The sequence below is a fragment of the Limnoraphis robusta BA-68 BA1 genome, from assembly GCF_034932365.1.
GTDB classification, from domain to species: Bacteria; Cyanobacteriota; Cyanobacteriia; order Cyanobacteriales; family Microcoleaceae; genus Capilliphycus; species Capilliphycus robustus.
Window position 1 is genome coordinate 37634 of sequence record NZ_JAYGHR010000085.1, and the last position, 18515, is coordinate 56148.

The 18515-nt window shown below is 41.4% G+C and carries 14 protein-coding genes; 8 read left to right on the top strand and 6 right to left on the bottom strand.

From position 1 onward, the window contains the following. Positions 1-347: 347 nt before the first annotated feature. Both VB836_RS25095 and VB836_RS25100 read left to right on the top strand, forming a co-directional pair. Entirely contained in the window at positions 348-3674 is a 3327-nt protein-coding gene (locus VB836_RS25095; protein WP_323223580.1) for a PAS domain S-box protein, read from the top strand. Positions 3675-3696: 22 nt separating this feature from the next. After that, a complete protein-coding gene (locus VB836_RS25100) occupies positions 3697-5109 on the top strand; it encodes a diguanylate cyclase domain-containing protein (RefSeq protein WP_046280279.1) in 1413 nt (470 codons plus the stop codon). Here VB836_RS25100 and VB836_RS25105 read toward each other — a convergent pair. Continuing rightward, positions 5097-5570: a CoA-binding protein gene (locus VB836_RS25105; RefSeq protein WP_235441116.1), complete on the bottom strand. Its 474-nt coding sequence runs from the start codon at positions 5568-5570 to the stop codon at positions 5097-5099. The genes VB836_RS25100 and VB836_RS25105 overlap by 13 nt on opposite strands. An 81-nt stretch (positions 5571-5651) precedes the next feature. Between VB836_RS25105 and VB836_RS25110 the strand changes: the two genes are divergently transcribed. Together VB836_RS25110 and VB836_RS25115 are read left to right on the top strand one after the other, a co-directional pair. Further along, positions 5652-6524 carry a lysophospholipid acyltransferase family protein gene (locus VB836_RS25110; RefSeq protein WP_323223583.1) on the top strand — a complete coding sequence of 291 codons (873 nt, stop codon included), beginning with the start codon at positions 5652-5654 and terminating at the stop codon, positions 6522-6524. 386 nt (positions 6525-6910) lie between these two features. Beyond that, positions 6911-7147 (top strand): hypothetical protein, encoded by a 237-nt coding sequence (locus VB836_RS25115; protein WP_046280277.1) that lies wholly within the window; start codon positions 6911-6913, stop codon positions 7145-7147. A gap of 43 nt (positions 7148-7190) precedes the next feature. Here the strand turns inward: VB836_RS25115 and VB836_RS25120 are convergent, their stop codons facing one another. Beyond that, the gene (locus VB836_RS25120; RefSeq protein WP_323223585.1) at positions 7191-8297 is read right to left on the bottom strand and encodes an alkene reductase; all 1107 of its coding nucleotides are present in this window, start codon (positions 8295-8297) and stop codon (positions 7191-7193) included. 95 nt (positions 8298-8392) lie between these two features. On the opposite strand from VB836_RS25120, the gene VB836_RS25125 reads away from it, so the two are divergent. Next, positions 8393-9241 carry an AraC family transcriptional regulator gene (locus VB836_RS25125; protein WP_323223587.1) on the top strand — a complete coding sequence of 283 codons (849 nt, stop codon included), beginning with the start codon at positions 8393-8395 and terminating at the stop codon, positions 9239-9241. On the opposite strand, the gene rlmN is transcribed toward VB836_RS25125, so the two are convergent. Both rlmN and VB836_RS25135 read right to left on the bottom strand, forming a co-directional pair. Then, positions 9238-10284: a 23S rRNA (adenine(2503)-C(2))-methyltransferase RlmN gene (gene rlmN / locus VB836_RS25130; protein WP_323223590.1), complete on the bottom strand. Its 1047-nt coding sequence runs from the start codon at positions 10282-10284 to the stop codon at positions 9238-9240. The genes VB836_RS25125 and rlmN overlap by 4 nt on opposite strands. A 323-nt stretch (positions 10285-10607) precedes the next feature. Next, on the bottom strand, positions 10608-11012 hold the full coding sequence (locus VB836_RS25135; RefSeq protein ID WP_323223592.1) for a hypothetical protein: 405 nt from the start codon (positions 11010-11012) through the stop codon (positions 10608-10610). A gap of 325 nt (positions 11013-11337) precedes the next feature. On the opposite strand from VB836_RS25135, the gene hslO reads away from it, so the two are divergent. The 3 genes from hslO to VB836_RS25150 all read left to right on the top strand — a co-directional run bounded on the left by hslO (position 11338) and on the right by VB836_RS25150 (position 15175). Beyond that, on the top strand, positions 11338-12270 hold the full coding sequence (hslO, locus tag VB836_RS25140) for an Hsp33 family molecular chaperone HslO (protein WP_323223594.1): 933 nt from the start codon (positions 11338-11340) through the stop codon (positions 12268-12270). Between the two features lie 253 nt (positions 12271-12523). Next, complete coding sequence (locus tag VB836_RS25145; protein WP_323223596.1) at positions 12524-14827, top strand: hypothetical protein; 2304 nt, start codon at positions 12524-12526, stop codon at positions 14825-14827. A gap of 24 nt (positions 14828-14851) precedes the next feature. Then, positions 14852-15175: a hypothetical protein gene (locus tag VB836_RS25150; protein ID WP_046280092.1), complete on the top strand. Its 324-nt coding sequence runs from the start codon at positions 14852-14854 to the stop codon at positions 15173-15175. Positions 15176-15197: 22 nt separating this feature from the next. Here the strand turns inward: VB836_RS25150 and VB836_RS25155 are convergent, their stop codons facing one another. Next, positions 15198-16202 (bottom strand): AI-2E family transporter, encoded by a 1005-nt coding sequence (locus VB836_RS25155; protein WP_323223599.1) that lies wholly within the window; start codon positions 16200-16202, stop codon positions 15198-15200. Positions 16203-16322: 120 nt separating this feature from the next. Beyond that, the gene (locus VB836_RS25160; RefSeq protein WP_323223601.1) at positions 16323-18389 is read right to left on the bottom strand and encodes a thioredoxin domain-containing protein; all 2067 of its coding nucleotides are present in this window, start codon (positions 18387-18389) and stop codon (positions 16323-16325) included. Positions 18390-18515: the final 126 nt, after the last annotated feature.

Genomic DNA, 18515 nt, shown 5'->3' on the forward strand with positions numbered 1-18515 from the left:
CAGATCGGGTTGAAATTTCAGCTTATCCTGATGATTAGGGTGGGAAAATAGTCAATCTTTAAACCCACTGGATCGACAGGGTTAATCGCATCGGACATCCGTTGACTCAATCATTCGAGAGGGTCTGTTTGGGTTAGAATAAATTTCCGAGTCAGTAAAAATTCTTACGGCTTTAGTCTTTTCAGAGAGACTTAAACGTTAACCTCAAACTCAGTCTAATATAAACTTTAATTGATTATTCAAAAGAATTGACCTCTAAAACCAGAATCAAAGTTGGGAATCTCCTTGAAAATCATTAATTTTCAAGACGAAGAGGTTGGGAAACAAAAAATATAGAGGGAGAATCTATGGGCAAACCCGCTATTATTTGTGTAGATGACGAACGAGTTGTGCTGATTAGTCTACGGGATCAGCTCTTACCCTATTTGGGAGAAAAATATAATATTGAACTGGCAGAAAGTGGAGAAGAAGCCCTAGAAATTCTAGAAGAGTTACAAAGCGAACAGATGGAAATTCCCTTAATCATCTCTGATCTGATCATGCCCAAAATGACTGGAGATGAACTCCTCAAACAAGTTCACGAGCGCTCGAGCAAAACCCTAAAAATTCTCCTGACTGGACAAGCCAGCACCGTAGCTATTGGCAATGCAGTTAATAGCGCCAGTCTCTATCGTTATATTCCCAAACCTTGGAATGAAACCGATCTGTGTTTAACCGTAACCGCCGCTTTACGAAGTTATCAACGGGACAAACAACTCTCCGCCCAAAACACCGCTCTCCATAAAATTAATCAAGAATTAGAACAACTCAATGCCAGTCTCGAACAAAAAGTAGCCGAACGAACTTGGGAACTCGAAGAAAAAAATCGCCTACTAAAACGTGAAGAAGAACAACTGAGAAAAAGTGAAGAACGTTGGCAACTGGCCCTACGAGGAAGCAATGATGGCATCTGGGACTGGAATTTGAAAAGCAGTGAAACCTTTTATTCGAGTCGTTGGAAAGAAATGTTAGGTTATGAAGATCACGAGATCGGAAATACCCTCGATGAATGGTCAGGGCGTGTGCATCCTGATGATTTTCCCCTAATTTTAGCAGCCATTGAAGAGCATACGAAGCGCAAAACGACTTACTTTACGTTTGAGTTTAGAATGCGCTGCAAAAATGGTGAATATAAATGGATTTTATCTCGTGGACAAGCCCTGTTTGATGAGAATGGAGAAGCGGTTCGGTTTGCAGGTTCTCACGCCGATATTAGCGATCGCAAACGCGCCGAAGAAGCCCTGGAATATCGCGCCCAAAAAGACAATTTACTCAGTCGCATTTCCGAACAGTTTCTCAACCAAGATACTGATGCAGGAATTCATCTAGCCTTGCAAGCCACAGGCGAATTTATGGACTGCGATCGCGTTTATGTTTTTCGTTACACCGATAATCATACCAAATTAACTCAAACTCACGAATGGTGCGGTCAGGATGTTCCGTCTTTCATTCAAGATTATCAAGGAGTTCCGATTGAAGTTTTTCCTTGGTTTGTGCAAACGATTCTTAAAGGTAAGCCTTTTCAAGTTTCCAGTATTGCTCATTTACCCGATGTGGCCGAGGCAGAAAAAGCCGAACTGAAACGCCTAACAACCCAATCTTTATTAATTGTTCCGATGCAATTAACTGGGCTAGAAGTTAATCAAGATGTCGGGTTTATTGGTCTTGATAATGTACGATCACCACGAGTTTGGAGTCAAGAAGAGATTAACTTAGTGCGACGAGTCGGGGCGTTAATTGCGATCGCTCAAGCTAAATATGAAGCTGAACTGGCTTTACGAGACTCAGAAGCCCGCTTTGCTGGCATTTTAGACAATGCAGACGAAGCGATTATTTCCATTGATGAAACTCAACATATCACTCTATTTAACCAAGGAGCAGAAAAGATTTTTGGCTATTCTCAAGCCGAAGTTCTCGGTCAACCCCTTGATATTTTACTGCCTTTACGGTTTATTGAAGATCATCATCAGCATATTAAAAATTTTACCCAAACCTCATTATCGGCTCGTAAAATGAGCGAACGAAATACCGTATTTGGCCGACGTCGAAATGGAGAAGAATTTCCCATTGAAGCTTCTATTTCTAAATTACAACTGGGAAAAAAACGGATTTATACCGCTTTTGTTCGTGATATTACCGAACGCAAACGCGCCGAAGAAGAACTTAAACGTGCTAAAGCGGCGGCGGATACTGCAAGTCGTGCTAAAAGTGAATTTCTAGCGAATATGAGCCATGAATTAAGAACACCATTAAATGGAATTTTGGGATATGCTCAAATTTTGCAACGGGATAAAACGATTACCGCCCAGCAACAAAAAGGATTAGGAGTGATTAAACAATGTGGTTCTCATCTGTTGACGTTAATTAATGATATCCTCGATTTGTCTAAAATTGAAGCGCAAAAACTAGAACTTCATCCGACGGATTTTGACTTTTTAACGTTTCTCTGTGGCGTCTCGGAAATTTGCCGTGTTCGGGCTGAACAAAAAAATATTTCCTTTAGCTATCAAACCAGTCAACATTTGCCCCAAAATCTTCATACCGATGAAAAACGATTGCGCCAAGTTTTGATTAATTTGATTAGTAATGCGATTAAATTTACCGATACAGGCGGTGTTAAATTTAGTGTTGAACTGATTGAAAATGGTGCGGCTACGGTTTGTGAACTTGAACAACCGGAGCAATGTTTTACGCCGCCTCAATGTGCAACTCACAAAATTAGATTTTTAGTGGAAGATACAGGAATTGGCATTCCTGCCGAACAAATTGATAAGATTTTTATTCCGTTTGAACAAGTTGGCGATCGCTTTCGGAAAGCTGAAGGAACGGGATTAGGATTAGCCATTACCCAGAAAATTGTGGCAATGATGGGAAGTACGTTAAATGTGGAAAGTGTTGTAAACAAAGGCAGTAAATTTTGGGTTGATTTAGATTTACATGAAGCTTCACAATGGGTAGATGCGAGTTTAATGATGCCTGCAATTATTAGAGGGTACAAAGGTAAAAAATATAAAATTTTAGTCGTTGATGATCGTTGGGATAATCGTTCGATTCTGATTAATATGTTAGAACCTTTAGGTTTTCAACTGCTAGAAGCGACTCACGGTGAGGAAGGGATCGAAAAAGCGATTCTCCATCAACCGGATCTGATTATTACTGATTTAGTCATGCCCCATATGGATGGCTTTGAAATGACTCGACAACTTCGCCAAATACCTCACTTTAAAAAAACAAATATTATTGCGACTTCTGCCAGTGTTTTTAGCTTGGATCGCCAAAAAAGTCAAGAGTCAGGTTGTGATGCGTTTTTACCGAAACCCTTGCAGCTTGAAGATTTGCTAGAAACCTTACAAGTCTTGCTGAAAATCTCTTGGATTTATGAAGAAACTGAAGTTCAAAATGGCGTGAGTTATGCAGCAAAATATCACAACAGTGCCGACATGGTAGTGCCGCCCATCTCGGAATTGATCACGGTTAAAGAAGCATTAGAAATTGGGGATTTTGAAACGATTGAACAAGAAGCAGAACGAATTAAGGGGTTAGATGAAAGTTATGCTAATTTTGCGCTAAAAATGTTAGAAATGGCGCAGGAGTTTGATGAAGAAGCTATTATCAATTTAATTCTATTAAACTAAACTCATTGAAAAGGCTAAAATTATGATAGAAAATAGACAGCAAGAACTTATATTAATTGTTGACGACAATCCGACGAATATCAAAGTATTATCGGATTTTTTAAAAGACTTTGGATTCAAAGTTTTAATCGCTAAAGATGGCGAAAGTTGCCTCAGTAAACTGGAAAAAATCATACCAGATTTGATACTATTAGATGTAATGATGCCGGGAGTTGATGGGTTTGAAACCTGTCGTCGCCTGAAAGCCTTAGAGGCAACTAAAGACATTCCTGTGATTTTTATGACGGCTTTAACAGATCCCGTTGATAAACTCAAAGGGTTTACTTTGGGTGCCGTTGACTACATTACAAAACCCCTACAACATGAAGAAGCGATCGCCCGAGTGAATGTTCACCTCAAATTACGCAGTTTAACCAAACAACTCGAACGACAAAATCACTTGTTAGAAGAAAAAAATCAGCTTTTACAAGAAGAAATTCGCTATCGAAAACTAGCAGAATCCGCCTTTAGATTATCTGAAGAAAAGTTTTCTAAAGCCTTTCGCTGTAGTCCCCATCCTTTGACGATTAGCACCCTCGCAGAAGGACGCTATATTGAAGTCAATGAAAGCTTTTGTCGCTTAACCGGCTATAGTTTTGATGAATTGATTGGAAAAACCGCAGATGAATTAGATTTTTGGGTGAACTCCGATGATCGACAACGAGTCGTTCAACAATTACAATCAGAAGGAACCATTCGCAATCAAGAATTTAATTATCGGACTAAATTAGGAACCATTAGAACCGTCTTATTATCAGCCGAAATCTTTGAATATGACGGACAAGATTATCTCCTCGCAATTCCCAATGATATCACCGATCGCAAACAAGCCAAAGCCGTCGTCCAACGCGCCACTCAAGAATTAAAACGAATTACAACCATTGATGATTTAACCCAAATTGCCAACCGTCGGCGCTTTGAAGAATATTTGGGTCAACAATGGGGAAAACTCGGACGTGAACAAGCGCCATTATCCTTTATTTTATGCGATGTTGACTACTTTAAACATTATAATGATACCTACGGTTATGAAGCCGGAAATGACTGTTTGCAACTAATCGCTCAAACTCTTTTGCAAATTACTCGTACACCTGCGGATCTGGTTGCTCGTTATGGCGGTGAAGAATTTGCAGTGGTTCTTCCCCATACCAATTCCTTAGAAGCTTCACAGGTTGCTGAGGCCATTTGTTCATCTATTCAACAACTCAAAATTCCTCACAATCAATCCAATGTCAGTCAATTCGTTACTTTAAGTTTAGGAGTTTCTAGTGTGGTTCCGAGTTCAGAATCTTGTCCGGCGGAAGCCTTAATGACTGTAGCCATTAGAGCCTTATCTCAAGCCAAACAACGCGGACGAGACACCTATTACTTACACTCAGAACCTCAATCGGCTTGAGAGCCATTAAAATGCTGTACATTCAGGCGTGCATACTCAATTTTAATACAGCGATCCATCACAACAGTTAAGCCAGCATCAATCGCCGTTTGAGCGGCTTTTGCATCAATAACACCCAACTGTCCCCAAACCGTTTTCGCCTGAATTGCGATCGCTTCTGAGACAATTTCAGATAAAAATTCTGCCCGACGAAACACATTAACAATATCAATCCTTTCAGGTATCTCTTCTAAACTCGCATAACAACATTCACCCTCAATTTCTTTGACAGTTGGATTAACTGCATAAACCCGATAACCAACCCTTCGTAAAAATTGGGCAATTTGATAACTGGTTCGTGAGGGTTTATCAGAATGACCCACAACGGCAATGACTTTAGCATTTGTCAAAATATGAGCGATGACTTCATCCTCTAGATTTAAGTTTGCCATGAGACGGTGTGAATATTCAGAACTCATCATTAATTGATCTCCATCTATTGGCACTTTTAGCAAAACTAGATTATCTTAGGCAGTGGTAATGTTTACAATTCTTAATCTACAGTGTCAGATTCCGCCGATTTTCGTCCCCCTGTTTCTCGTTCTCGCTACGATGGTTGGTCTTTAGACGAACGCAACCCCGACTATATTAACGCTTTAATGCCATTGTGGGAATGGTTTTATCGCTATTATTTTCGAGTTCAAACAGACGGTTGGCACCATGTCCCATCTGAGGGGAAATTTCTGGTTGTCGGTTCTCACAATGGCGGTTTAGCCTCACCCGATATGCATATGTGTTTGTATGACTGGTTTCGGCGTTTTGGGACTGATCGCTTGTTGTATGGCTTGATGCACCCAAATATGTGGAAAGCGGCACCGTCTGTTGCCAGTCAAGCGATGCAATGTGGTGCAATTATAGCCCATCCGAAAATGGCGATCGCAGCTTTTAAACGTAACGCCCCAGTCGTTGTTTATCCAGGAGGTGCAGAAGACGTTTTTCGTCCTCATTCCTTACGGGATAAAATTTATTTTGCGGGACGTAAAGGCTTTATCAAACTGGCTTTACGAGAAGAAGTTCCGATTATTCCCCTGATTTCTTGGGGCGCTCACGATACTTTAATTGTTTTAGCAGATTTTTACAAACAGGTCAAACAATTGCATGACTTGGGAATGCCTTGGTTAATAAATAATATAGACCCCGAAGTTTTTCCCATTTATCTGGGTCTTCCCTGGGGAATAAGCATCGGGCCATTGCCCAATTTTCCTCTACCTGTTCAGATTCATACCCGAGTATGTGCGCCGATTTTCTTGGAACGCTATGGCCGAGAAGCCGCTCAAGATAACAAATATGTCAATGCTTGTTATCAACAGGTTCAAACTAAAATGCAGCAAGAACTCAACGATCTAGTCGCCTCTGTTGAAGCCCAAAACCATTAATAGTATTAAATTAATCTTATTGCCGCCTTTTGTTTGATTTGTTTAACTTTTTTTAATGATTTTCCTGGAGGAACCTTAAACTATCTTCACGAAAATATTTTCTGGTTTTTAGAGAAAACTGTGATAAGATCCTCTATTAAATCAGTAAAATCTACATAATTTATCAAAGGGGATCAATGAAATATGCCGAAAGAAGGATTTGTGGGGGATGTCATTGATGACAAACGATAAGGATAAGTAGAAAAAGATTGCTCCTTGTTTGATCAGACTCTATAATTCTAGCAATCATCGGTAGTCACATCGGGTTACATTCCTACAGCCTAAATTCGGAAATAAATTGAACCTCACTTTAAAACCTTTACTCAATCACACAAGCGGTGTTTCAAATGACTACAAAACAAAAATCCATTCAAACGGTAACAAAACAAGCAGTTCACTGTCCGAATTGTGGCGCATTAGCCGAACGTTGGCACCACCCGGAACACACTAAAACCGAATGTGGGGTATGTGACTATTTAATGGTAACTTGTCCGAAAACCGGAAACGTCATCGAAGCCCAAGCACCCGGTTTGTATGCAGGAAATTTACAGTCCGTCAAATCTGTTGTTTTTGGTATTCAATAACCTTTGAAAAAACTTGGAGGAGTTCACCCTCCTCCAAATTCATCTAAACTTTTAAGTCGGCGAGAAACGGATAATCTGTATAACCGTTTTCAGCATCCTTCGCACCTTGACCATAAAAAGTCCGAGGGTTTGCTTCATTTAAAACAGCATTCACTTGAAAGCGTTTCACTAAATCAGGATTCGCTAAAAATAACCGACCAAACGATACCGCTTCCGCCATATTTTCAGCTAACACTGCATTACCGCTTTCTTGAGTATAACCGCCATTCGTGACAATTGTTCCCGAGTAAATTGAACGAAAAATCGGCAAAACTGGATGCAAAACCTCACGAGTTGCTAAATCCTGTTCATTCGGTTCCATCAAATGCAAATACGCTAAATTAAAAGGATTCAACATCTCAATCACATAACTAAACGTCGCTTTCGGATCAGAATCTTTCATCCCATAAAACGTATTACTCGGAGACAACTTAATCCCGACGCGATCGCCGCCCCAAACCTGCGTTACCGCCTCAACCACCTCCAATAAAAACCGGGCGCGATTTTCAACCGTTCCGCCATATTTGTCGTTACGTTGGTTAGAACCATCTTGCAAAAATTGATCAATTAAATAACCAAACGCCCCATGCAATTCAACCCCATCAAAACCTGCTGACCTTGCATTTTTTGCCCCTTGATGAAACTGTTCAATAATCTCTGAAATTTCATCAATTTCTAAAGCGCGAGGCGTTTCTAACGCCACCTTCCCAACAGGTGTATGTAGCTGTCCTTCGCCTGCGATCGCACTCGGGGCGACAGGCGTTTCCCCATCCAACAACGACGAATGGGCTACCCGTCCACTATGCCACAATTGCAGAAAAATCCGCCCTCCTGCATCGTGAACCGCTTCCGTCACCTGTTTCCAGCCCTCCACTTGTTCCGACGAATAAATTCCCGGACAATTCATGTAACCCTTACTCAACGGCGAAACCATCGTACATTCAGTTACAATTAATCCAGCATCAGCCCGTTGAGCATAGTAAATTCCCATCAGTGCCGTTGGAACGGTGTCATCCGCCCTTAGACGGGTCATCGGTGCCATAATGATACGGTTAGGCAGGGTATAAGCGCCCAGTTGAACCGGGGAAAAAAGATTCAATTGAGTATTCATCAGCAATTTTGTAAAATTAACCTGAGTATTCAACAGATCTAAAAGCTTTGTCTTGCTGATTTTTGCGAAATATTTTATATTTTTGCTAAACTTCGATGGCAATTATCACCAACCCTAAATCTGTGGCTTATGAAACACCCGCCCAGATGATTCAACTTTATCGGTGTGACAATAATAGTAGTGAAGATCCGGGACAAACAATATTAACTCGCCACATGATCGGCTTAACCATCAAGCATCCCTATCGCCTCGCCCTTCGTCATAATAGCGATCGCACACAGGATTTACGCTTATCTCCTGGTGAGTTTTTTATCTTTCCAACCGGGGCGTCTCATTGGGCGGCGTGGAAAAATTGTCATGGGTTAATTGCATCGATTGATCATCAATTATTCAACCACTATGCTGAACGTTTTTTAGAGGGAAAACGCTTTGAGTTAAACTCTGTCTTGAAACAACAAGATCCCTTACTTGAACAGCTTTTACTCACGTTAGCAAAAGTTAGTGAAAATGCCGATATTTCTTCAAGTTTATATAAAGAAAGCCTTTGTATGACGTTTGTATTGCGCTTAATAGAGTGTCATTCTCACGAAAAACACTCCATTCCTCGCGTTAAAAGTGGACTTTCAAGGCATAGTTTACAACAGGTGATCGATTATATTGAAATCTACTACAGCGAAGCGATTACCATTACCACTTTAGCCCAACAAGTTGGCTTGAGTGAATATCATTTTTTGCGCTGTTTTAAACAGAGTATGGGTTTAACGCCCTATCAATATATTATCAAGAAACGCCTAGAAATGGCTGAAAAATTGTTAATAAAAACTCAACAATCTCTCGCTGAAATTGCGGTAAACTGTGGTTTTTCTTCCCAAAGTCACATGACCAACCTATTCAAGCAACGTTTGGGAAAAACACCTTTACAAATTCGTCAGACTGTGAGCTAATTTTGAGAAGAATTAGCCAGAGAAGCGCGTAACTGTCCGCAAGCAGCATCGGCTTCTAAACCCCGAGAATAACGAACACTCACCGCAATATGTCGATCTTTCAACGCTTTCATAAAGTTATTGATTTGCAGTGGAGTCGGACGTTGATAATCAACTTCAGAAATCGGGTTATAAGGAATTAAGTTCACATGACTTTGAAAGCCGCGTAAATGGGTAGCAAGTTCAACTGCGTTTTCTGTTTTATCATTGAAACCCGCTAAAAGAACATATTCAAAACTGACTCGTCTGCTGGTTTGATTGACATATTCTCGACAATCTGCTAAAAGTTTTTCTAGGGGATAATGTTCGGCACTGGGAATCAGTTTTTTTCGTAACATTTGGTTAGAAGCGTGTAAACTCACCGCCAGAGTCACTTGCAGTTGATAATCAGAAAATTGACGAATTTGTTGGGGAATTCCCACCGTTGAAACCGTGATCATTCGCTGTCCGATACCAACATCTTGATTAAGAGATTTGATCCCTTTGACGACATTTTTCGTATTGAGAAGGGGTTCTCCCATTCCCATAAACACAATATGGCTGACTCGTCGCCCAAAATCTTCTTGAACCGTTAATACTTGATCAATGATTTCGTGGGTTTCTAAATTGCGAACAAATCCCCCTTTCCCCGTCGCACAAAAATCACAAGCCATCGGACAACCGACTTGAGACGAAACACATACCGTTAGGCGTTTTTCGGTAGGAATTCCGACTGTTTCAATAATATTATTATCCGCCAACTTTAACAGATATTTGACCGTTTTATCCGGCGCAACCGCACGATAATGAATAGTAGAACGACCAATAGAAAAATCTCTAACCGTTTCTCGCCATTGTTTTGGAAAAACTGTAATTTCAGATAGAGATTTACTCCCCTTTTGATAAATCCATTGATAGAGTTGCTTACCGCGATAGGCAGGTTGTCCTTGTTGTTGAACCCAAGCCGTTAATTCGTCTACAGACAATCCTAAAAGCGGTTTTGCAGCAGATTGAACCGTTACCATAGAAAGTTAGAATAAAGATGTAATTCCTATAAATTATAACACAAAATACCAACAAAAATCAAAAAATGCGATCGCCCCTAACAAATATACAATCAAACCGTAGGGGCGGGTTCGGCATTACAGTTTACAGTTTACAGTTATGCAGTTACCAGTTTTTACAGTTATTAGTTAGTAGTTATTAGTTATTAGTTATCACTGGTTACTGTTCACTGGTGAAGCAGCGCGGTCTTGGGGTCTCCCCAAGTGGAGCGACTGCTGAACCCGAAGGGTTACTGTTCACTGTTGAGGGCGGGTTTATCTGAATTGTTTGTGGGTATCAAAGGTTAACGTGAACCCGCCCCTACCTTATTTTGATGACTCAAAAATTCTTTTAATCGCATTAAATTAATCGTTTGACCTAAATTCAATGGAATCACCGAAATTCCTTCCAGTCGGGACTGAAGCCAACCCTCGCCCCAATACCATTCGTGAAAACCATCAATTCCCCGACTCAGTAACAAACGGAGACAGTTCGACTCAGCGACATCAACATAATGTTGAATGGTAACAGGCCCAATAGAACTGGTAAACATCATCCCGGTTTGAAACTGTTCCGGGAGTCCCGGAGAAAACTGCTGGGGCCATAACCATTGTTGAAACTGACTCGGGCGTAATAAACTATCTCGAATCGCCGCTTCTGACGCTTCGACTTCAATACGAAGATTGCTTTGTTGAAAAGTACCCAGCATAGTATTTTACAGTTAACAGTGACCAGTTATCAGTGACCAGTTTTTCAGTTAACAGTGAACAGTAACCAGTGAACAGTGAACAGTAACCAGCGCAAACTTGCGGCCCGGCGGTTTCCGCCGAGAGCAAAGTTTGTAAGAGAGTGACCAGTTATTTCAGTTAACAGTTATCATCTCACCTGACACCTAAGACCTGACACATATTGACTGGTCACTGATAACTGGTCACTGATAACTGTCTTATATGGTAAGCGATCGCACTCTCCCTCAGCCAAGACCCCGGAAAAAACTACAATGGTTAAAATAGGCAGTGTAAAGAAATGTAAGCATGGCTGATCAACTGATTCGCGCTACGGCGGCGTCGGATGGAATCCGGGCGGTGGGAGTCATTACCACCCGCTTAACCGAAGAAGCCAAACAACGCCACAAACTTTCCTACGTTGCTACGGCGGCGCTCGGTCGGACAATGGCCGCAGGATTGTTACTTGCTTCGAGTTTGAAGCAAGCTGAATCCCGAGTCAACATTCAAATCAAAGGAGACGGCCCCCTTGGTCGAGTTCTCGTTGATGCGGGGTTAGATGGTACCGTCCGAGGTTATGTAGAAAATCCCGATGTGGAACTTCCGCCCAACGAAAAAGGAAAACTCGACGTTGGGGGTGCAGTGGGTCGCAATGGGTTTGTTTATGTGGTGCGGGATGAAGGCTATGGCTATCGTTACTCGAGTACCGTTGAACTGATTTCTGGGGAAATTGGTGACGATCTGACTTACTATATTCTCAACTCCGATCAAACGCCTTCTGCTTTGGTCTTGGGCGTGTTTGTTGATAGTGAGGGTGTACAAGCGGCTGGGGGAATATTATTGCAAGTCCTGCCCAAAGCCGCAACCGATGAAGAATTAGTAAAAACCTTAGAATCTCGAATTGAAGGCTTATCTGGGTTTACTCCCCTATTACGCCAACGTCAAACCCTACCCGACATTTTCCAACACCTGTTGGGAGATATGGACTTAAAGATTCTACCGACAACCCAACTTGTCCGCTTTGATTGTAGTTGTTCCTTTGAACGAGTCTTGAACGCTTTAAAAATGTTCGGAGAAGCCGAACTGCGGGACATGATCGCCAAAGACAACGGCGCCGAAGCCAAGTGTGAATTTTGCGGGGAAGTCTATCAAGCCAATGGCGATCATCTCTCTAAACTGATTGAGGAGTTGCGATCGCGAACCGATTCACCTAATATTCGGAGAAGATCGATTCTGTTCTGATGTCAGCTAGCTCAAGTTGTACATGACAGTCGAATCGAAGTTAAAATCAAAACCCTGGTCTGATCAAACCAGGATGGGGGAGATTGGAGCATGGGAATTATCGGGTTGAAGCTGTTGTATACCAATGGCCGCTATACTCTGACCTGAACCTCTCTCCCCCTTTCATTTACGGTAGATTGTCGCCCATACTTCTACTGTCAGGTCGGGAGTCGAGGCGTTTGTGTGGTGAGAGCTGTTTTGGGTTAGCATACCTATGAGTGAAAAGCACAAGAAACAGAGCCGTTGGATAGAACGATTATCCACGCAACCAGGAAAAGATCCTCAACTGTCCGCGCAACCCTTGTCGCTGCGGAAAAGTCGCGCTGAACGACTCAAAGAGTTGCGGGCGTTGTTGGAGTCGGGGCTTGAGGAACAATCAACTCAACCGCCAAAAACAGATCCCCAACCGGAGACTGTGATTCCGCAGACTTTAGCGATTCCTCCATCGGAACCTATTCCTGAACCGCCACCCCGAGCGCCGAAACAGTCGAAGGGAGCCTTGGTGCTGAAGTTAACGCCGTTGTGGTTGGTGTTGATGATCTTAACGCCGGGAGGTGTGGGATATTTAGCCAGTTCGATGCTGTTGCGATCGCCGTCTTTACCCAATTGTCCGAAAATTTTCTGGCCGATTGCTTCGGCTTCTTTGCGTCTTTATTGTGCAGAAACCGCCGCTAAAAAAGAAACGGTTCAAGATTTGTTGGTGGCGATTGAATTGGTGGATGGTTTATCGAAAACTCACCCCCTCCGTCCTGAAATTAACCGTCGGATTGAACAGTGGTCACTGGATATTCTCGATTTGAGTGAAAATTTATTTCAAGCAGGTGAACTGAAAAAAGCCATAGAAAGCGCTCGCAAAGTTCCTCAAGATACCCCAGCAATGGCGAAGGTAGAAGAACGAATTAAAGAATGGAACGCTCTCTGGAAAGAAGCTGAGGGTATTTACCGCAAAGCGGAAGATCATTTGCGTCAAGAACAGACGAATTTGGCATTTCGAGAAGCGACTCGTTTGCTGAATATGGGAAATCAATATTGGGAAACAACCAAATATCAAGAACTGACCGATTTCGTTCAGATTGTTCGTGAAGAAAGCAAAAAATTGGCAGAAGCCCGAGGAATTGCTGAACAAGGTGGTTTTGATAATATCATTGAAGCGATCAAAAAAGCAGAGGTAATTGGTTCAGAAAGTTATCTCTATGATCGCGCGACAAAGGCGATTACAGAATACAGCAAAACCGCTCTGAATTTAGCAGAAGAAAATTTAAAAACTGGAGATTGGCAACGCTCAATTAATATGGCGCAGCAAATCCCCAAACGGGCGAATTTAGATAAAGAAGTTGAAGATTTTATCTTGTTATCTCGCGCTCATATTCCCGCCTCGTTGGATACGGTAGAAGGCTTGAAAGATGCGATCGCTCAAGCTCGTAAAATTAATGTCGGTCGTCCTTTTCATAATAAAGCACAACAATATATTCGCGACTGGCAACAGGCGATCTCGGATGTGGCAACTTTAGAAAAAGCTCGAAAATTAGCCCGTTCTGGTGCTGTTAAAGACTTAAAGGCTGCTGTTGCTGAACTGCGATCAATTCCGACTTCTAATCCTCGGGGCGACGATGCCCAGGTTCAGATGGTGCGTTGGAATCAGAAAATAGAAGAAATAGAAGATAGACCTTTATTAGAAAATGCCGATCAATTAGCCAGTTTTGGAGATGTGAAATCCCTCAAAGAAGCGATTTCTCAAGCACAACAAATTAGCCAAGGACGGGCGCTTTATGATGAAGCTCAAGATCGAATTTCTGAGTGGGCAGAAAGAAGCCAACGCTTGGAATTTCAACCCATTTTAGATCGAGCCGTTCAAATCGCTTCAGACGGAGATTTAGCCCAAGCCATTTCGGTGGCTGAACAGATTAAACCCGGAATTGTACTCTATCCTGAAGCCAAAATGAAGGTTGATGGATGGAAAGCTGAACTTCAAGATACTAAAAATGTTCAAGATGCAGAAAATATCGCCGCTAGTGGTACCGTAGATAGTTATGTCAAAGCGATTCAACTGGCTTCTCAAGTGTCTCCTTCGAGTTCTTGGCGGGGACGTGCGGATCGTTTAATTGGGGAATGGAGTCAGGAAATGTTAGACATCGGTTTGGATCAATCAGTTTATGATTTACCTGCGGCGATCGCTACGTTGAAGAAAATTCCTTATGGAACAAATGCGTTTAATGCGGCTCAACCTCAAATTCAAACCTGGGAAGGATGGTTGAACCCTCCGCCTCCTCAACCTGAACCTGAACCTCAACCTGAACCTGAACCTCCGAGATCTAACGATTACAATGACTACGGGAATTATGATGACGGGTACAATTACAATAATGAGGATGGTTATCAGGACTACAATAGCCAACCCTATCAACCCATTCAGCAAACACCGACTCTTCAACCCCAAATTTCGCCTTCTGAAATTTATAATGATTCTGTGGAGTTGAATAAACCGATCACCGTTAACAAAGTTTCAGATATTCGATAAGGACTTTTAAACACCAAATCTCCTATGAACCTTCGTACACTTCGCCAATTCCATCGCCAACTCGCTCCGATTATTATGCTACCGTTTTTGATTACGGCAACGACAGGTGTAGCTTATCGATTAGGAAAGAGTTGGTTTGGTTTATCTCGCGATCAAGTTCACTTTTTAATGGTGATTCACGAAGGAGAATATCTCGGAAAGCAACTCGAACCTGTTTATGTTTTATTGAATGGGTTGGGGTTGCTGTTGATGTTAACAACGGGAATTGTGATGTGGGGAAATAGTCTGAGTAAAACCAGTTGGTTTAAAGCTATGTTTTCCCGTCCAAAAAAAGAAACAACTGAATAAAAAATGACTTCAGTTTCTCTATTTAATTGTCTTCCTCCTGGGGTTCACTCAACCAACTAATCAGCATTCCAGCAATCGGAATCGCGAGAAATACGCCTAAAATTCCGGCAATTCTTTCCCCGACAAACAGAGAAAAGAACAGAAAGACAGGATTAATATTTAAGTTATCTTTCATCAGTTTAGGAGAGATGATGTTATCTTGAGCTTGCTGTAAAATTGTTGCTGCAATTAACACTTTAACCCCCATCCAAACCCCTTGAGAGAGAAACACTAATAAACTCACGACAATCACACATAATGTTCCACCAATACCCGGAATCAGATCAATTACACCTAAAATAATACTCAAAAATAAAGCATATTGAATACCTAAAATTGAAAAAACAATAAACCCAGAAGTTGATAAAAATAGCACTAATAAAAACTGAACACGAAAAAAACCAATGAAACTTTCTTGAACCGTTACAGAAAAGCGCTCGCGAATCTCTACAGGTAATATTTTTAAACAAGCTGACCAAATTTTACTTCCATCAATCAGCATATAAACACAAATTACAACAATAAAAATTAAGGTTAAAAAGTTTGAAAATGTGCCTTGAACTAAACCTAAACCTGTTAGCAATCCGGTTTGTAAGGTTTGAATAATCCTTTCAATATTAATCGAATCTAAAAAGTTTTCGATTGGATTAACATCAGAATCCTGTAAAAAATTCAGTAAACTGGTTACAAATCCCTGTCCCTGGTTAATAATTTCTGCACCGAGTATACCAATTAAAGCTATTAATAATCCAAAGGTTATGATACAAGTAACAGCGATGGCAAATCCACGCGGAATATAACGAGAAAGGCTTTGAACCGGATAATTTAATAAAGCCGCCAACGTTGCGGAAATGGTAAAAATTGTAATAACAGAGTAGAAATAATCAATCAGTTGAACAACCACCCAACCGCAAGCAAACAGTAACAGGAAACGCAGCAACATTGAACTATTAACCCGTTTCCAAATTGAGTTTAAATCTTCTAACATTTACCTTAAATAAATTTTGACGAGAATCATACCGTTTATTTAAGCATAAATTGACCTCTAGCAATACTAAATGACAAAAAAAATCCCGGCTTCTTTGAGAAACCAGGAATTTTTAATCTTCTAGGAACGAGTTTGACTCTCTTGAAGTTGTTGCTGCATTTCCTCAAAGGTATTAGCGGGTTTTTTACATTTCAACCCCTGACAAACTAACCCCGTTACCCCTTCAGGAAGGTTAGTATCCACTTTAAAAATCGTCACAGGATAGTATTGAGAACTCAAGGTTTTAATGTGTTCTACATTGCTTCTGACTAAGGTATTATTACGATACCAATCTAACGCCACAAATAAACTCGGACAGGCTTGGGGGGATTTTTCCATAATACTACTAAATGCCTGTAAACCTTGTTCGGCTTTATCGAGGTAGTCTAACTGTTCAGTCAGCAAAAATAACCGCACTAAATTCGCCATTGCAACTCCATTCGCCGCCGGGGTAGCATTATCAATATAACTACGTTCTCGCATTAATAATTCGTTCCCCGCATCCATCGCAATATTGTAATAACCGCCCAATTCTGAACTCCAGAGAAATTGATCAAATTCCTGTTGAACTTGAACCGCTTTTTCAAACCAATATTCGGGGGCTTTAAAACTCGCGTCTAATACACTGGCTTGATGCAAATCAATTAAGGCTTTAATCAATAACGCATAATCTTCCGACTGGGCTAAAACATCAGGATTTCCATCATAATTAACCCGGTGCAGTCGTTCATCCACCCATTGATTCTCTAAAATAAATTGTGCGGCTGTTGTGGCAATTTTCAGATATTCTGACTGTTGAAAAACCGTCGCCGCCCTCGCTAAACCGGATATCATCAAACTATTCCAAGCCACAATCATCTTAGTATCTGTGACGGGAGGAATACGGCCGGGCCAGTTTTTGGTTTTGGCTTCTTGGTTATTTGTAGCGGGAGAAAACGTTTCTAAATCTTCAGGCTTGGAACCATAACGCACTGCAAACAATTTTGCTAAGGCTGATTCTAATTGTTTACTCAGTTCATTACAATTCCAACGCTGTAAGACATTTTTTTCTTCAAAGTTACCCGCTTTTGTAACCGTAAATTGGGCTTGCAATTCTCCAAATTCTCCCGGTGAAAGAATCTCCTCTAATTCTTGCCAAGTCCATACATAAAACGCCCCTTCTTCCGGTTCAACTTCTTCAGGAGTGGTAAAATTATCCGCATCTTGGGACGCATAAAAATATCCCTTTGATGCAGTCATTTCTCGTTTTAACCAATTGACCGTTCCCGAAATTGATCGTTTGAAGGCAGGTTCAGTAACGGCTTTACTCCATAAATTAGCCAAATATTCAACAATTTGTCCGTTATCATAAAGCATTTTTTCAAAGTGCGGCACCGTCCAAGTGGGGTCAACCGTATACCGATGAAAACCCCCCGCTACATGGTCATAAATTCCCCCAGAAGCGAGGTCAGTTCCCCGTTGAGTACAAGCTTGTAAACTATCATAACGAGATTCCAAATCAAATCGAGTTTCATGTAAAGCCGTATCCGCATAAGGAATCATTGGAAAACGCGGCCCACCAAAATCATTGCGACTAATAATGCCTGTATTGGTTGTTAAACCTTGTTGTAATAAACCCTCACTCAGTTGAGAAGCAGGTAATAATGTTGATTCAACTAAAGCATTACGAATTTCTTGTTTAAGATTTTGCAAACGAGTCTTTTCTGTATTATAAAAATTCCTGACTCGTCGCAAAACTTCTATAAAACCCGGTTGTCCGTAGCGAGGTTGAACCGGAAAATAAGTGCCACCAACAAAGGGAACTAAGTCATCAGGAGAGAGAAATATATTTAACGGCCAGCCCCCTTGACCCGTCATCATTTGTAGCGCTTGCATATAAATACTATCAATTTCCGGCCGTTCTTCGCGGTCAACTTTGATGGGGACAAAATTCTCATTCATATATTGAGCGATAGCCCGATCCGAAAACGCTTCACCCTCCATCACTGTACACCAATGACAACTAGAATAGCCAATCGAAAGGAAAATGGGTTTATCCTCACCCTTGGCTTTTTCCAGGGCTTCATCGCACCAGGGCCACCAGTCGATGGGATTTTCCCCGTGTTTGCGAAGATAGAGACTTTTGGACTGGGCAAGACGGTTAGCCATAGGAACACCTGCTCATATTGAGTCCGCTTATTAGTCTTCTAGTTTAGCGTAAATGACCCCAAAACTCTAGGCAACTTACATTTTCTACCAATCAGAGCAATTCATGGTTTAATAATGATTGCTTTT

Excerpts from the sequence above, each read along its gene's own strand:
- VB836_RS25095 (WP_323223580.1), top strand. The coding sequence starts at position 348 with ATGGGCAAACCCGCTATTATTTGTGTAGATGACGAACGAGTTGTGCTG.
- VB836_RS25105 (WP_235441116.1), bottom strand. The coding sequence starts at position 5,570 with ATGATGAGTTCTGAATATTCACACCGTCTCATGGCAAACTTAAATCTA.
- VB836_RS25115 (WP_046280277.1), top strand. The coding sequence starts at position 6,911 with ATGACTACAAAACAAAAATCCATTCAAACGGTAACAAAACAAGCAGTT.
- VB836_RS25150 (WP_046280092.1), top strand. The coding sequence starts at position 14,852 with ATGAACCTTCGTACACTTCGCCAATTCCATCGCCAACTCGCTCCGATT.
- VB836_RS25155 (WP_323223599.1), bottom strand. The coding sequence starts at position 16,202 with ATGTTAGAAGATTTAAACTCAATTTGGAAACGGGTTAATAGTTCAATG.
- VB836_RS25145 (WP_323223596.1), top strand. The coding sequence starts at position 12,524 with ATGAGTGAAAAGCACAAGAAACAGAGCCGTTGGATAGAACGATTATCC.
- hslO (WP_323223594.1), top strand. The coding sequence starts at position 11,338 with ATGGCTGATCAACTGATTCGCGCTACGGCGGCGTCGGATGGAATCCGG.
- rlmN (WP_323223590.1), bottom strand. The coding sequence starts at position 10,284 with ATGGTAACGGTTCAATCTGCTGCAAAACCGCTTTTAGGATTGTCTGTA.
- VB836_RS25100 (WP_046280279.1), top strand. The coding sequence starts at position 3,697 with ATGATAGAAAATAGACAGCAAGAACTTATATTAATTGTTGACGACAAT.
- VB836_RS25120 (WP_323223585.1), bottom strand. The coding sequence starts at position 8,297 with ATGAATACTCAATTGAATCTTTTTTCCCCGGTTCAACTGGGCGCTTAT.
- VB836_RS25125 (WP_323223587.1), top strand. The coding sequence starts at position 8,393 with ATGGCAATTATCACCAACCCTAAATCTGTGGCTTATGAAACACCCGCC.
- VB836_RS25160 (WP_323223601.1), bottom strand. The coding sequence starts at position 18,389 with ATGGCTAACCGTCTTGCCCAGTCCAAAAGTCTCTATCTTCGCAAACAC.
- VB836_RS25135 (WP_323223592.1), bottom strand. The coding sequence starts at position 11,012 with ATGCTGGGTACTTTTCAACAAAGCAATCTTCGTATTGAAGTCGAAGCG.